This is a genomic window from Dyella sp. 2HG41-7, from assembly GCF_021390675.1.
GTDB lineage: Bacteria > Pseudomonadota > Gammaproteobacteria > Xanthomonadales > Rhodanobacteraceae > Dyella_B.
On sequence record NZ_JAJEJV010000004.1, the window covers coordinates 302,753 to 316,422 of the forward strand.

The following is a 13,670-nucleotide window of genomic DNA, read 5'->3' on the forward strand; positions in this document are numbered from 1 at the left end:
CGCCCCCGCTTCTCACTGCACGTGTGAGAAGAGCTATTAGTCGTTACGATGAAATCGATTTAATTAAGCGTCGTTGCCCATAGCATCACCACGCATACGACACGCTAAGCATCCAGGCGTCGCGAGTGACATTCATCGCTTCTGGATAACCAAACACGACATCGGGCGCGCCGCGCGCCGTGGCCCAGCTCAGCTGGAAGTTCCACGGATCGAGCGCGTAACCGATGCCGGCCCGTACGTCGGAACGAAAACGGCTGGTGTGATACTCCTCCACGCTGCCGTTGCGCCGCAGATAACCGGCATGCGCGAACGCATACCAATTTCCGAACAACGCATGGCTGTCGTTGAGTTCCGCGTACCACACCGGATAATTCGCGTTGAAATAGTTCGGCGCGTAATACACGCGGCCGACAAGTTGTTTGAACGCCACGCCGACGTAGGCTTCCCCATACGCGTAGCTGTCGTGTCCCGTGAATCGCGTATAGCGCACGCCGGTTTCCCAACTGAGGTTGGGAGAAATGCGCCACGCATGCCCGCCGTAGGCAAGCAGTTGTACGGTGTGCGTCGCATCGAGTCGCGCGCTGGAAAGCATGCCGCCCGCATACCAGCCGCTCGCCGGCAAGTCGTAGTCGATCGCAAGTTGTGCCGCTGGCCGATCGTCGCTGAGCGATACGCCGCGAAAACGATAATCGGAAACGAAGGTGGCGCTGCCCGTGACCTGCGCCTGAGACTGCAGCGCACACACGGCGACAAGAACTGCCACGACCGTTCGTAACACGAGGCGTACTCATCGGCGCGGCACCCCTTCGGAGGCATGCGCGATGGCGCAGTCGCAAGTGCAACGATGGCTCACTTGCGCCACGGCCGCGCATGCATCGATCGTGACTGGCCGCATTGAGGCCAAGCCTAACGCAGTTCTCGCATGCAGTGCGTCATGCAACTGCGCAGCGGTGATACTCGGTGAGAGCTGGCGGATCAAGGCGACCAATCCACTGACTTCGGCCGCTGCGAACGACGATCCCTTGACGAAGTCCCAGCGTTCCCCGGGTTGGGTCGTGGGGATATCTTCGCTGGGCGCGTGCAAGACGTCGGCATTTGGACCCATGCTTCCTTCGCCGGCAACCGCCACCACGCCGGGATAAGAAGAGGGAAATCCGCCATCCGTCACCGCGTCGTCCACCGCGCTCACGACGGTGACATGGCGCGAAAACGCTACATCCAGCAATCGTTGCAACAGTCGATCATCCGGCCCGGCCAAGCTTAAATTGATGATCTGCGCATGCTTTTCCAATGCGTACTGCAAGGCCTTTGCTAACGTGAAGCTGTCGCAGGTCGACGCCGCATCGTCGTTGGATGTTTGCCAGCACGCGCGCAGCGCAAGCAGCCTGGCTTCTGGCGCAACACCGGCGATGCCGACGCCGTTGCCTTCGCGCGCAACGATGATGCCGGCCACTTCGGTGCCGTGCAGATCCGCGCGATACGCGCCGTCATCCACGAAATTCTTTTGCTCCACCACCTGACCGGTGAGATCGGGATTGGAGGTGTCGACGCCACTATCCACTTCCGCCACGGCAATGTCCTTGCCTGTGGTCAACGCATGCAATTCGGCCAGATGCCATTGCATCGCGGTAGGCTGCAGCGAAAACAGCGGATCGCCTTTCGCGAGCGTGTGAAACGCCACGCGTGGTTCGGCCGATTCCACACGCACATCTTTCGTCAGCGCTTTGGCGATATCGTCCGCCGACATGCCGGCGCCGACGCGCATGACGAAGCAATCGACACCAAGATCGGGCATCGGCCAACTGTCGACCAATTCAAGGCCGTACTGGCGCGCGAGTTCGCGCGCGATGCGACGACGCGCCGTTTCGTCGGGCGAGGCGGTATAGGTGGCTGCGTAGTCATCCATCGCATGCAGATGCGGCGGCGCCATGCGCAGCATCACCAACACTTGCGACGGCGGTTGCGTTTCCGCGCGCACGGTCGTGCAGAGCGCGAACGCGCACAAGGCAATCAGCACGGGCAAAACGCGCTTCATGGAATGCCGCCCGATCCAAGATCTTCGACCAAGGTCACTTGTCCCGAATCCTGCAACATCTTTCTCGCTGCGGCTTCGCGCGCATCGGGCACGCGAACGATGTAGGCGCCGCTTTCCGTGGGACCGCCGACGATGCGCGCATCGTTCACGCGCACCAGCTGGCGCATCTGCGCTTCGGTAATGTGGGAATCGAACACCACCACCAGCAACGAACCTTTGTCGTTCGGCGCGCTCAGCGTGTGGTAGTTCGTGTGTTGTTGATGAAACACCGTGACGCCCAGCGCAACGATCGCCACGGCTTGCACGGCCGCCAGCCACGCCAGTTGCTTGCCGCGACGTCGCCACGCCGAAGGCGCGGGCCACGTATGGCGTCGCGTACCCATGCGGCGATGCAGATGTTGCGTTTTCGACGGTGCTTCGTTGTCGACTTCATCGCCTGCGAGTTCCTCCTGCACGGTACGCAACCACGCCGCTTCGCGTTGGCATTGCGCGCATTCGACCAGGTGCTGCTCCACGTGCAGGCGTTGGTCGTCGGCCAGCGTTCCGTTGACGTACCAGGGCAGGAGGCGATCGGCTTCCGCATGCACCGATCCTTCAAACTTGATCACTCGACCATTCATATGGCCTCCCGTTGCGACGCCAACGACAGCTTGAGTTTGCGTCGCGCGTAGAACATGCGTGTTTTGACCGTGTCGACCGGGCAACCCATGATCTCGGCGATTTCACGGCAGGCGTAACCGAAGTAATACGTCAGTTCCATCACCGCGCGTTGCTCCGGCGACAGCGTGCCGAGCGCCGCATCCAGATGCTGGCGAAGTTCCTGCTGTTGCAGCGTGTCGTCGGGGCCGGGCGCGGCGATATCGGTCGCTTCGTAAGTTTCAGGGTTTTCCCATTGGCCAAGTCGCTTGAGCGCTTTCAACGATTGGCGATACGCAATGGCGAGTATCCACGTCGACACCTTCGAGGCGTGATTGAACGTATAGGCTTTGCGCCACACCACCATCATGGTGTCGTCGATGATTTCATCCGTCAGCGCTGGTTGCTTGGTCACGCCGCGCACAAAGCGCTGCAGGCGGGGAATGTATAGGCGATAGAGTTTTTCGAACGCGTCGCGCGACTCCGCCGCCACGCGACCCAGCAGCGCGGCTTCGTCGTCGGCGCGGACGTCGTCTCCCCGCCCGGTCGGATCCACCCGCGATCTACGCATGGGCCGTCCTCAAAGCACCGTTTCTGATGCTAGTTCATACCCCCCAACGGCATTCCGGTTCAATCGGTTTGGCGTCGAAAACAGCTGGCGAAATACGCGTTTAGCCGTGTTCGTGCATGCGCGAAAACATCACGCCTCGGGCGATGTCGATTTCAGCCGGCGCCGGTGCGCCGCCTGCTTCGCGCGATTGCCGCACATCGACATGCTGCACCAGCGGCGCGCATGTCCGCGCGTGTGATCGGCGAACAACAAGGTGCAGGTCGGGCCTTCGCAGGCTTTCACGTGTGTGAAGTCTTCCTCGCACACCAGCCGCGCCATCGCTTCGGCGATCGGCAACAGCAGCGTTTCCGGCGAATTCCAACGGCGCGAGCGAATCAAGCGAAACGCGTTCGACGCGTCGCCTGACTCGGCGATCACTTCGTCGAAACCTTCGTTGCGCTTCAGCAATCGATTGAGCGGCTCCAGCGCCAGTACATCGGAAGGTGTCAGCGGTTGCCCTTTGTGTTCCCGCACAAAGCTGCGGAACCACTCGCGCAAGTCGCGCGCCTGGTCCGCCAGCCGGTCGATCTCGCCCGGCAACGCGCGCGACTTCATCGCAGCAAGCGTGTCCTCGGGCACCAGCTGCGCCTGCTGCAGCCAGATCAGCAGGCCTTCGCCGTCGTCCAGCCAGTCGACCGGCGTGTCCACGGGTGTGGCGACCGAATTGAGGAAATCCAGTCCGGGCGAGTCGGCGATGAAGAGGGCGGGAACGGACTGGGTCATGGCATGTCTCCTGGCGGCCAAAGTAACCGCCAAATTGGCGCTTGACAAGTTACTTTGTCGAGAATAACCTTCAAACACACATTGAGGCGGTTACAGTCATTTCAAGCGTTAAGGCCGCCCGCCTTCCGAACCATCACGCGAAAGGAGCGGCTGATATGGCTAACAATAAACCCACGGTGGTCCTGGCCCACGGCGCCTGGGCAGGCGAATCGAGTTGGAGTAAGGTCGTCGAACGACTCCACTCAAAAGGTATCAAGGCAGTTACTTTCAAGTCGCCCTTGTCGAGCCTCGCCGATGATGTCGCGGCGCTCGATGGCGTGCTCGCCCGCATCGACGGGCCGGTTGTTCTCGTTGGACACGCCTATGCGGGCGCCGTGATCTCGGCGACGCAATCGCCCAAGGTGCAGGCGCTGGTCTACATCGCCGGCATTGCGCCGGACGAAGGCGAAACGGTTGGCGAGGTCTTCAATCGTTATGGGCATGACGACAAAGTCCCGCCACTCGCACCAGGTAGCGACGGGATGATTCGCCTTCCCGACGACGCCTTCGCCACCGTCTTCGCGCAACACGCCACGCCGCAAGAACAACACGCGCTGGCGATGACGCAGCCACCCATTTCGCCGTCCAGCATCACGGTGCCGGTCGGTCGTCCGCGCTGGAAAGACGTGCCCGCGTGGTACCTGCTGGCGGAGCAGGATCTGATGATCCCCGCGCAAACCCAGCGCTTCGTCGCCGAACGCATCAACGCGCGCATCAGCGCATTTCCCGTCGATCACGTCCCCAGCGTCACCGCGCCCGATCTCGTCGAAAAAGTCATCGACGACGCCCTGCAACACATCGCCGCGAACCCCCTATCCCCTGGAGCAAACACCATGAACGCCATTCGCTATCGCCGCGCCAACGTCGACGGATTCAACGTCTTCTATCGCGAAGCCGGCTCGCCGGATAAACCGAAACTGCTATTGCTGCACGGATTCCCGAGCGCGGGCCATATGTTCCGCGATCTGATTCCGCAGCTCAGCGAACACTTCCATATCGTTGCGCCGGATCTGCCGGGCTTCGGTCAATCCGATATGCCGCCGCGCGAACAATTTGCGTACACCTTCGACAATATCGCCAAGGTGATCGATCGCTTTACCGAAGTCGTGGGCTTCGATCGCTTTATCGTTTATGTCTTCGATTACGGCGCACCGACCGGATTTCGCATCGCGGTGAAACATCCGGAACGCATCGCTGGCATCATTTCGCAAAACGGCAATGCGTACGTAGAAGGCTTGAGCGAGGGATGGAATCCGATTCAGGCGTATTGGAAAAATCCGTCGGATGCGAATCGCGAAGCCTTGCGCGGTTTTCTCGCACCGGAAGCGACGCGTTGGCAATACACGCACGGCGTGGCGGACGAATCGCTCGTTTCACCCGACGGCATTGCGCTCGATACGTTCTACCTCGCACGCCAGGGCGCCCACGACATCCAGTTGGATTTGTTCCTCGACTACCAAAGCAACGTCGCGCTTTATCCCGAATTCCAGGCTTACTTTCGTGCGAATCTCCCACGTTTCCTCGCGGTATGGGGCAAAAACGATCCATTCTTTCTGCCGCCCGGCGCGGAGGCGTTCAAGCGCGATATCGCCGATGCGCAGGTTCGCTTCTTCGACACCGGACACTTCGCGCTGGAGACGCACGCGAAAGATATTGCCGAGGCCATTCGCGACTTCTTTGCGGCGTGACACGTAAAGCCGACTTATTACCTTCATCGCGTATTGGGTAGAGTGCAGCTCCAACCATCCACACAGGACGTGCAAGGCGATGAAAGCCGTTTGTCTTCTGATCGGTCTCTTGGGCTTGTTGGCGATGGCGAAAGCGGATGCATCGGCATGCGCCGCTCCGAATCAAGCGACCAGCGTCGCGGTGCCGGGGCATCCGTTTTCGGCGATACCGACGGCAGACAGCTGCTGGCTGTTCGTGTCTGTCGTCGACGGCAAAGGCCACGGCTCGGTGGCCGTCTTGCGCAACAAGAATGGAAGCTTCGCCGTCGATCATACCGTTGCGCTTAAGCATCCGGCGTTGGGCGCGGCGCTTTCGCACGACGGACGCACCTTGGTTGTCTCCGGCGACGACAACACGTCGTTGCTGGATGTATTGCGCCTGGAGCAAGGCGATAGCAACGCAGTGCTCGGCGTGGTGTCGGATGGCAGCAAGGCCGGCGCCGTCTACGCGGCGATCAGCCCGGATGACAAAACGCTGTTCGTTTCCGACGAATACGCCATGCGGCTCAGCGTGTTCGACTTTGCCAAAGCGCGCCAAGGGACGGTCGACGGCGATGTCTTGATCGGCCGTATTCCCACGGCAACAGCCCCGGTGGGTCTGGCGTTTTCGCCGGATGGACGCTGGCTCTATGCCACCGCGCAACGCGGCCCGGACAGCATGCCGGCGATCTGCAAACCGGAACAGCCGCGCGGGAAAATGCATCCACAAGGGTTGGTTTTCCGCATCGACCTGGGCAAGGCCAGCAACGATCCGGCGCATGCCGTCGTGGCCGCGCTGGCCGCCGGATGCAATCCGGTACGCGTGGCGGTATCGCCGAACGGAAAAGATCTTTGGATCACCGCGCGCGGCGGCAACGCGCTGCTGAGAATCGACGCGGACGCTTGGTTGAAGGGAAACAAAGAAACTGGCGTCGGCAGTTTTCCCATCGGCGCCAGTCCGGTCGGTGTCGTTGCTCGTCCGGATGGCAAACAAGTTTGGGTGGCGCTATCCAGCCGCTTCGGCGACGACACTGCCGGCGCGCTGGCCGGCTTGAGCGATATCGACGGCCCTGCGAAAACCAAGTTGATCAGCGTGTCCGCTGCCGGCTTTCCGCGTGAACTCGTTTTTCTGTCGGACGGCCGAACGCTCGTCGCGACACTGTTCGACGCACAACACGTGCAATTCGTGCCGACGCCGAACTAAAGCGCCGCGCGCGCATCAATGGCGTGGGCGAACACGTTCCTCCGCCGCCTTCGGCGCCACGGCGCGCAAGCCGGTGCGGATGCGTTCCATCACGCCTTTGTCCGCCTTCGCCGAATGCACCGCATACGCCGAGTAGGAGAACTCCGGACTGTCGGGCACCGGCACAAGGCGTCCGTCGTCCAGATAAGGACGCACAAAACCCTGTCGAAAATAGCCGCTGCCGCCCATCGCCAGAATGTAATCGAGCGCCAACGGCCCATAGCTGATGGACACTACGGGGTTGGGGTGATCCGGAAACGCCGCCTGATAACTCGCCGCAAACGCATCGCCCCAATCGATGCGCACGTGATCTTCCGGCCGTAATGGACGTTTGCGACTCACCGGCGTGGTGCTGACCATCACCAGTTTTTCTTCGAACAACAATTCGGCGATCACGCCCGGGCGTTGCGGGGCGGCGTAGACGATGGCGACGTCGAGCAATCCTTCCTGAACGCGGTCCACCAAGCGCTCGGCCTCGTCGATTTCCGCGCTGACCGCGAACTCCGGGCACGCATGCCGCATCCACACCAGCCAATCGCGCAAAAACGGATCCCACAAACTCAACTCGGCCCCGATCGACACCACCATTTCGCGACCGGGCGGCAGCGCCACCGATTTACGCGCGTGCTCCCACACTTGCACCATCGTGGAGGCGAAACGCAGAAACTGCTCGCCAGAAGCAGTCAGTCGCGCGCCCGCTTTGTTGCGCACGAACAGCGGACAATCGAGTTGTTCTTCCAGCACGCGAATGCGCGCGCTCACCGCCGTCTGCGTCAGGTTGAGGTTGGCGGCGGCGCTGACAAAGCTGCCGGTCTTGACGATTTCCAGAAACGTGCGCGCGGCGCTGATGTCCATCTATCAAACTTTTATTCTTGAATGCACGTTCAATTCTATTATTTTTCTTGTATTTGCTGAACGTCTAGTTGCTGAACGCGCGAGCATAAGCATGCGGCGCGCGTGCATATGCCCGCTTTAGCCGCAGTTTTATTGCTGATAACAAGCAATATTTTGATCTGAGCGAAATCGCTTTCTTCGGGCACACTATCGCCCGCCGTTCTGCGGCCCTGTCGTCGACCCCACCCGCTTCCAACTTTCACTCGTTATGTCCGCCACCGCCCGGGCGGCGTTCTCGCCGCGCTCGCTGTTTCTGTTCGATCCGCAAAAACTGCTGTTTACCGTGAGCAGCTTTATCGCTGCGGCCATCACGCTCGGCATCGCGTTCGAGGCCAGCCTGCCGCGCCCATGGTGGGCGTTGCTCACCGTCTACGTGACCGCGCAGCCAATGGCGGGCGCGTTTCGACCGAAAATTCTCTATCGCCTGGGCGGCATTCTGACGGGCGCGACGGTATCCATCGTGCTGGTGCCCAATCTTCAGCACGCGCCCGAGTTGCTGGTGCTCTGCATGGCCGCGTGGACGGGCTTTTGCATTTACCTCGCGGTGCTGGATCGCACGCCGCGCGCTTTTCTGTTCCAGATGGCCGCGTTCAGTACGTCCGTTATCAGCTTTCCGTATCTGGACGATCCGGCCGACGTCTTTACCACCACGATCTCGCGCGTGGAGGAAATGACCGTGGCGATCGTCAGCGTCAGCATGGTGCATGGCTTGTTGCAGCCATGGAGCGTGACGCCGGTCATTCGCAACCGCGCGCGCGCATTCTTGGCTGACGCCGCACGCTGGACGCGCGATGCCTTGGGCCAACGTCACACGCAGCTGGAATACGAACATCGCCGTAAGCTGGCGACGGATATCGCCGAACTCGGCATGATCGCCATCCATCTGCCGTTCGATCAGCGGCCGGCCAGCGCGGGTCGGCGCATCGTGCTGGGCTTGCAGAAACAACTGTCGACGATCCTGCCGCTCGCGTCGGCCGGCGCCAATCGACTCGATATGCTCAGCGCGATGGCGCCATTGGATTCCGCGCTGAATACGTTGATCGACGACATTCGCACATGGCTGGCCGAGCCGGCGCACGACGATCACGCCGCCGGCCGCGCATTGGCGATCCGCTGCCGCGATATGGCAAACCAGCGCAATACGCCGCCAACATGGCGCGACCTGCTGACCGCGAGCTTGTGTACGCGCGTGGCCGAATTCGTCGACGCCTATGCCGAGGCGTGCCGGCTTGCGCACCATATGGACAAGCCTGTCGCCGAGCCGGAAAAAAAGAAAAGCAAAACGCGCGAGAAGCGCTTTCCGCTCGCGCGTGATCACGGCCTGGCCATGCTGGCGGGGTTGGCGACCGCCACCGCCATTGTGTTGTATTGCGCCGTGTGGATTTTGCTTGCGTGGCCCGCGGGCTCCGCCACCGCCGCCTTCGCGGCGCTGATTACCTGTTCGTTCGCCGCGCAAGACGATCCTGCGCCCGTGCTGGGTCGTTATCTCGGCGCCACCTTGCTGACATTTCCGCTCGCAGCGTTCTATCTGTTCGCGGTGCTGCCCCGCGTCGATGGCTACCTAATGTTGATCGTTACGCTGGCGCCGGCGTTGTTGGCGATCGGTTACGTTCAAGCAAGCCCGTCATTGTCGGCGCGCGCGTTGCCGATGTTTTCCTGCTTGATCGTAGCATTGGGTTTTCTGGATCGCTTCGTGGCGGACTTCGCGACCTTTATCAATGTCGGTCTCGCGCAAATGGGTGGCATTGTCGCCACCATCGTGGTGGCGAAGATGTTCCGTTCGGTCAATGTGCGCTGGACGGCGAAGCGCATGGTGCGCCTCAACTGGATCGAGATCGGTCAGATGGCCACGCTAGCGCGCCCGTTTCGCGCTGCGCATTGGACCGGCATGGCGGTCGACCGTCTGGGCCAAATCGCGGCGCGCATGGCGGTCGCGGAAGGCGACGATATGTTGCATGCGGCCGACGGTTTGGCGGATTTGCGCATCGGCCGCAACGTCATCGCGATTCGCAGTTCGCTGTCGACCGTGCCGGCATCGCTCCTAGCATCGCTCGACGATGTGTTGGACGGCATCGCGTTGTTGTTTCAGCGACGCGCACGAAAAGGCGCGCTGCTGCCGCCGCCATTCGAATTGCTCGATCGCATCGATCTGGCCATTGCAGCCATGAGTGCGTCGGATTCCACGCCGCCGACCCACCCGGCATTGCTCGCCCTGGTGGGCATGCGCTGCAACCTGTTCCCCGCGGCGCCGCCGCCGAGGATGCATAGCCATGCTTGAAGAACTGCATGTGTTGGGCGTGTACGTGCCCGCCGCTTTGGTATGGGCCGTTATCGCGGGCGTCTGCGCGCATCTGCTGCGCGGCCTGTTTCAGCGCTGGACGTGGACCCGCGTGTTCGGCCACGCGGGCGTGCTGGAAATCGCGCTATTCGCGCTGTTGTGGTGGGGCCTGACCGTGGGCGCCGATACGTTTTTCAACTATGGATAAAGTCGTGACCAATCGCTGGATCATGAAGATCGTACGCGTGCTCTTTACGCTGCTGGCGATCGCTGCGTTGCTGCTCGCCGTACGCGCGTTGTGGCTGCGCTATCAAGTCGAACCCGTGACACGCGACGGCAAAGTGCTAGCCGATATCGTGCCCGTCGCCACCGATGTCGCCGGTTTGATTACGCACGTTTGCGTGCACGACAACCAAACTGTGCAAAAAGGCCAGGTGCTCCTGGTGGTCGATCCCTTGCGCTACACGCTGGCGCTGCAACAGGCGCAAGCGAGTCTCGGCAACCTGCGCGCATCGCTTGCGCAAGCCATTCGCGAAGATCGGCGCAATCGCGCGATGTCGAACGTGGTGGCGAGCGAGGTCATCGAACAAGGCCAAACCAAGGTCGAGCAACTGCGCATGGCCGTGGATCAGGCCGTCGCCGCGCGCGACTTGGCGCAACTCAATCTCGACCGCACCGTGATCCGCGCGCCGGTCAGCGGGCAGGTCGCCAATATGACGCTGCAACCTGGCATCTATCTCACGGTGGGCAAGCCGGCGCTTGCGCTGGTCGATACGTCGTCCTTGCGCGTGGAAGGCTATTTCGAAGAAACCAAGCTGCAGCGCATCCATCTCAATGACGCTGTGAGCATTCACCTGATGGGCGTGTCCGGCGAAATTCGTGGCCATGTCGAAAGCATCGCCTCGGCCATCGAAGACCGCGAACGCAGCGGCGACATCGCCAAGCTCGCCGACGTCAATCCCGCGTTTACATGGGTGCGTCTGGCGCAACGCATCCCGGTGCGTATCGCCATCGACAACGTGCCGTCGGGCATTCGGCTGGTACCCGGACAGACGGCCACCGTCGTCGTGCATTCGCCCAGTGCGCCGAAAGGTTGGCGGTCATGGTGAGCGCGAAACGTTTATTCGTGTTGTGTGGATGCGTGGTTGTCGCCGGTTGTGCGGCGGTCGGTCCGAACTACCGTCTTCCGGCGAATGCATCGTTCAACGCACCGGCTGCGCAAGGCGACTTTGTCTCCAGCTCGACGGCGACTACCGCGTCGGTGTTGCCGGGCCAATGGTGGAAACTCTACGACGATCCCGTGCTTGACCGCTTGATCGCGCAAACGCTGGCCGCCAATACGCAGCTTCGCGTGGCGGAGGCGAATCTCCAACGCAGCCACGCCATGCAAGACGAGGCGAACGCGCAGCAATTCGCGGGCAGCGTGGACGCGGCCACGGCCTGGACGCATCCTTCCGAGGAATCGGTGTTGAAACGCGTCGGCGTCGAGCCGTATCAAAATTACAACGGGGGCCTATCGATCAGCTACGACCTCGATCTCTTCGGCGCCATCCGTCGCGGCGAAGAAGCCGCCAGCGCGGATGACGAAGCCGCTGCGGCGGCGCGCGACTTGGTGCGCGTCAACGTGGTGGCCGATACGGCGCTAGCGTATGCCGACATGTGCAACGCGGGACACGAACTGACGCTCGCCAAACAGCGGATCGCGGTCGAACAGCGCTACGCGCAATTGACTGCAGTGTCGGTGGCGCGCGGACGCGTATCGCCCATCGAAAATCAACGGCAGCACGATGTAGTGGCGACGGCGCAGGCGCAGCTGCCGAAACTCGAAGCCGTGCAGCGCAACGCCGCATTCCGCCTGGCGACGCTCGCAGGACGGCCGCCCGAGGAATACGATCGCGCGCTTCTTACATGCAGCTCGCCACTTCGCTTGAACCAACCGCTTCCCATCGGCAACGGACAAGCCTTGCTCAAGCGACGCCCCGATGTACGCGCGGCCGAGCGTCGCCTCGCTGCCGCGACGGCACGCATTGGCATCGCCACGGCGGCGCTGTATCCCGACATCAAACTCGGCGCGTCGGTGGGTTCCACCGGCAAGGCGGACGATGCGCTAACCGGATACACCAACCGCTTCGCCCTTGGTCCCAGCATCAGCTGGAACGTGAATCGAAATGCGGTGCGCGCACGCATCGACGAGGCTAACGCGCAAAGCCATACAAGCCTTGCGGCATTCGATGGCACGGTCTTGAATGCGTTGCGCGAAGTCGAAGTATCGCTCGACAACTATGCCGCCGATTTGCAACGACAAGACTCGCTGCGCGAAGCGCGCGACAGCGCACTATTGCGCGCCACACAGACCGAAGAACTGAAAAAGGGCGGACGCATCGATAGCCTTACTTTCCTGGCGGCGGAGCGCGACCGATGGTTAGCCGAACAAGCGGTCGCCGACGGGCAAACCACACTCAATCGTGACCAAATCGAGGTCCTTCTGGCGCTAGGCGGAGGCTGGCAATAAGTCGACCGCTCCGCGCGGAGCCCGATCCGAAAATCCACTTTCAAATTCGAACCAACGCGAATACCGTATTTGTGGGCCATGACCCCTCATGGCTTTAGAAATCCACAAACACGGAAGAATCATGTCCAACGCTCAAACCACAAGGCGCAGCGGCTATCTCTATATCGCCAGCGGCAGCATCTTTTTTCTGCTCGCCATCTTTGGCCAACACCCGTCGTCGTATGGATTTATGGGTGTGGCAGTCGTGTTTGTAACACTGGGCGCTACGCTGTTGCGCAAAGCAAAGCGCGAAGACAGCCGATAACCGTGTTGAAGAGCGGCGTGCGTTACCCATGAAAAAGTCACTCACCGAAGTGTTGTCCAGCGTCAGGCATTTGCCTGGCCGAACGCCGGCGATGGCGTTTGGCGATCAACCCGCCGACTGGTTCGCCGAAGTCGCGCCGTATCGCGACGGCGGCATGTTCGTGAGCTACTACTCCGGCTCCAGCGAATGGGAGCGCCATCCGAACGGCGACGAACTGGTGATGGTGCTCGAAGGAAGCACGACCGCGATCCTGCTGATCCACGACAAGGAAGAACGCGTCTTTCTCACCGAAAACGAACTTGTCGTCGTGCCTCAAGGCGTCTGGCACCGCTTTGAAAATTCCGAACGGTTGAAGGTCATGACGATCACGCCGCAACCCACCGATCACAGTCTCGAAAAACCGGAATCCTAATCATCCGGTCGACGATTGCTTGCGGAGGAGCCATGCACATATCGAATGTCACCGCTGCTAGCAGCCGCACCAACCCGTTTATGTCCGCTTGTCCGCCCGTATGTCCGCGGACACTCCTTTTTTCACGAACGAGGCATGCATCGTATTGATGTATAAGCGCCTTTTTAAGCGGCGTCGCCTTGGCACATGGATTGCTGTTCTGCCTTGTGAGCCGTGCGGACGGTCGCAAGGTCGTTCCGCGGGCTCCCGAGCGAACACGCACGACGGATGGGGCGTAA

The 13,670-nt window shown here is 61.3% G+C and carries 14 protein-coding genes and 1 pseudogene; 9 read left to right on the forward strand and 6 right to left on the reverse strand.

Features of this window, described 5'->3' with window-relative positions; genetic code table 11:
* Positions 1 to 85: 85 nt before the first annotated feature.
* The 5 genes from L0U79_RS02700 to L0U79_RS02720 form a co-directional block, all read right to left on the reverse strand.
* Positions 86 to 763 carry a TorF family putative porin gene (locus tag L0U79_RS02700; RefSeq protein WP_233840353.1) on the reverse strand — a complete coding sequence of 226 codons (678 nt, stop codon included), beginning with the start codon at positions 761 to 763 and terminating at the stop codon, positions 86 to 88.
* A gap of 24 nt (positions 764 to 787) precedes the next feature.
* Entirely contained in the window at positions 788 to 2,035 is a 1,248-nt protein-coding gene (locus L0U79_RS02705) for a S8 family serine peptidase (RefSeq protein WP_233840354.1), read from the reverse strand.
* Positions 2,032 to 2,655, reverse strand: coding sequence for a zf-HC2 domain-containing protein (locus L0U79_RS02710; RefSeq protein WP_233840355.1), 624 nt, complete (start codon positions 2,653 to 2,655; stop codon positions 2,032 to 2,034). Before L0U79_RS02710 ends, L0U79_RS02705 begins: the two co-directional genes overlap by 4 nt.
* A complete protein-coding gene (locus L0U79_RS02715) occupies positions 2,652 to 3,242 on the reverse strand; it encodes an RNA polymerase sigma factor (protein WP_233840356.1) in 591 nt (196 codons plus the stop codon). The genes L0U79_RS02710 and L0U79_RS02715 overlap by 4 nt, the downstream gene beginning before the upstream one ends.
* 129 nt (positions 3,243 to 3,371) lie before the next feature.
* Positions 3,372 to 4,004 carry an ABATE domain-containing protein gene (locus tag L0U79_RS02720; protein WP_233840357.1) on the reverse strand — a complete coding sequence of 211 codons (633 nt, stop codon included), beginning with the start codon at positions 4,002 to 4,004 and terminating at the stop codon, positions 3,372 to 3,374.
* A 155-nt stretch (positions 4,005 to 4,159) separates the two neighbouring features.
* Here L0U79_RS02720 and L0U79_RS02725 point away from each other — a divergent pair.
* The 3 genes and pseudogenes from L0U79_RS02725 to L0U79_RS02735 form a co-directional block, all read left to right on the forward strand.
* Positions 4,160 to 4,801: pseudogene (locus L0U79_RS02725) on the forward strand (alpha/beta hydrolase); the annotation flags it as partial.
* A gap of 75 nt (positions 4,802 to 4,876) precedes the next feature.
* Positions 4,877 to 5,731 carry an alpha/beta hydrolase gene (locus L0U79_RS02730; protein WP_233843816.1) on the forward strand — a complete coding sequence of 285 codons (855 nt, stop codon included), beginning with the start codon at positions 4,877 to 4,879 and terminating at the stop codon, positions 5,729 to 5,731.
* A 79-nt stretch (positions 5,732 to 5,810) separates the two neighbouring features.
* Complete coding sequence (locus L0U79_RS02735; protein WP_233840358.1) at positions 5,811 to 6,953, forward strand: hypothetical protein; 1,143 nt, start codon at positions 5,811 to 5,813, stop codon at positions 6,951 to 6,953.
* 15 nt (positions 6,954 to 6,968) lie between these two features.
* Here the strand turns inward: L0U79_RS02735 and L0U79_RS02740 are convergent, their stop codons facing one another.
* Entirely contained in the window at positions 6,969 to 7,847 is an 879-nt protein-coding gene (locus L0U79_RS02740; RefSeq protein ID WP_233840359.1) for a LysR family transcriptional regulator, read from the reverse strand.
* Positions 7,848 to 8,094: 247 nt separating this feature from the next.
* On the opposite strand from L0U79_RS02740, the gene L0U79_RS02745 reads away from it, so the two are divergent.
* The 6 genes from L0U79_RS02745 (at position 8,095) to L0U79_RS02770 (ending at position 13,392) form a co-directional block, all read left to right on the forward strand.
* Positions 8,095 to 10,164, forward strand: coding sequence for an FUSC family protein (locus L0U79_RS02745; RefSeq protein WP_233840360.1), 2,070 nt, complete (start codon positions 8,095 to 8,097; stop codon positions 10,162 to 10,164).
* Positions 10,157 to 10,372: a DUF1656 domain-containing protein gene (locus L0U79_RS02750; RefSeq protein WP_233840361.1), complete on the forward strand. Its 216-nt coding sequence runs from the start codon at positions 10,157 to 10,159 to the stop codon at positions 10,370 to 10,372. The genes L0U79_RS02745 and L0U79_RS02750 overlap by 8 nt, the downstream gene beginning before the upstream one ends.
* Before the next feature lie 4 nt (positions 10,373 to 10,376).
* Complete coding sequence (locus L0U79_RS02755) at positions 10,377 to 11,273, forward strand: efflux RND transporter periplasmic adaptor subunit (protein ID WP_233840362.1); 897 nt, start codon at positions 10,377 to 10,379, stop codon at positions 11,271 to 11,273.
* Positions 11,267 to 12,676: an efflux transporter outer membrane subunit gene (locus L0U79_RS02760; RefSeq protein ID WP_233840363.1), complete on the forward strand. Its 1,410-nt coding sequence runs from the start codon at positions 11,267 to 11,269 to the stop codon at positions 12,674 to 12,676. Before L0U79_RS02755 ends, L0U79_RS02760 begins: the two co-directional genes overlap by 7 nt.
* A gap of 121 nt (positions 12,677 to 12,797) precedes the next feature.
* The gene (locus tag L0U79_RS02765) at positions 12,798 to 12,980 is read left to right on the forward strand and encodes a hypothetical protein (protein WP_233840364.1); all 183 of its coding nucleotides are present in this window, start codon (positions 12,798 to 12,800) and stop codon (positions 12,978 to 12,980) included.
* A gap of 28 nt (positions 12,981 to 13,008) precedes the next feature.
* The gene (locus L0U79_RS02770; RefSeq protein WP_233840365.1) at positions 13,009 to 13,392 is read left to right on the forward strand and encodes a cupin domain-containing protein; all 384 of its coding nucleotides are present in this window, start codon (positions 13,009 to 13,011) and stop codon (positions 13,390 to 13,392) included.
* Positions 13,393 to 13,670: the final 278 nt, after the last annotated feature.

Excerpts from the sequence above, each read along its gene's own strand:
- L0U79_RS02760 (WP_233840363.1), top strand. The coding sequence starts at position 11,267 with ATGGTGAGCGCGAAACGTTTATTCGTGTTGTGTGGATGCGTGGTTGTC.
- L0U79_RS02720 (WP_233840357.1), bottom strand. The coding sequence starts at position 4,004 with ATGACCCAGTCCGTTCCCGCCCTCTTCATCGCCGACTCGCCCGGACTG.
- L0U79_RS02750 (WP_233840361.1), top strand. The coding sequence starts at position 10,157 with ATGCTTGAAGAACTGCATGTGTTGGGCGTGTACGTGCCCGCCGCTTTG.
- L0U79_RS02730 (WP_233843816.1), top strand. The coding sequence starts at position 4,877 with ATGAACGCCATTCGCTATCGCCGCGCCAACGTCGACGGATTCAACGTC.
- L0U79_RS02770 (WP_233840365.1), top strand. The coding sequence starts at position 13,009 with ATGAAAAAGTCACTCACCGAAGTGTTGTCCAGCGTCAGGCATTTGCCT.
- L0U79_RS02735 (WP_233840358.1), top strand. The coding sequence starts at position 5,811 with ATGAAAGCCGTTTGTCTTCTGATCGGTCTCTTGGGCTTGTTGGCGATG.
- L0U79_RS02765 (WP_233840364.1), top strand. The coding sequence starts at position 12,798 with ATGTCCAACGCTCAAACCACAAGGCGCAGCGGCTATCTCTATATCGCC.
- L0U79_RS02745 (WP_233840360.1), top strand. The coding sequence starts at position 8,095 with ATGTCCGCCACCGCCCGGGCGGCGTTCTCGCCGCGCTCGCTGTTTCTG.
- L0U79_RS02715 (WP_233840356.1), bottom strand. The coding sequence starts at position 3,242 with ATGCGTAGATCGCGGGTGGATCCGACCGGGCGGGGAGACGACGTCCGC.
- L0U79_RS02710 (WP_233840355.1), bottom strand. The coding sequence starts at position 2,655 with ATGAATGGTCGAGTGATCAAGTTTGAAGGATCGGTGCATGCGGAAGCC.
- L0U79_RS02705 (WP_233840354.1), bottom strand. The coding sequence starts at position 2,035 with ATGAAGCGCGTTTTGCCCGTGCTGATTGCCTTGTGCGCGTTCGCGCTC.
- L0U79_RS02740 (WP_233840359.1), bottom strand. The coding sequence starts at position 7,847 with ATGGACATCAGCGCCGCGCGCACGTTTCTGGAAATCGTCAAGACCGGC.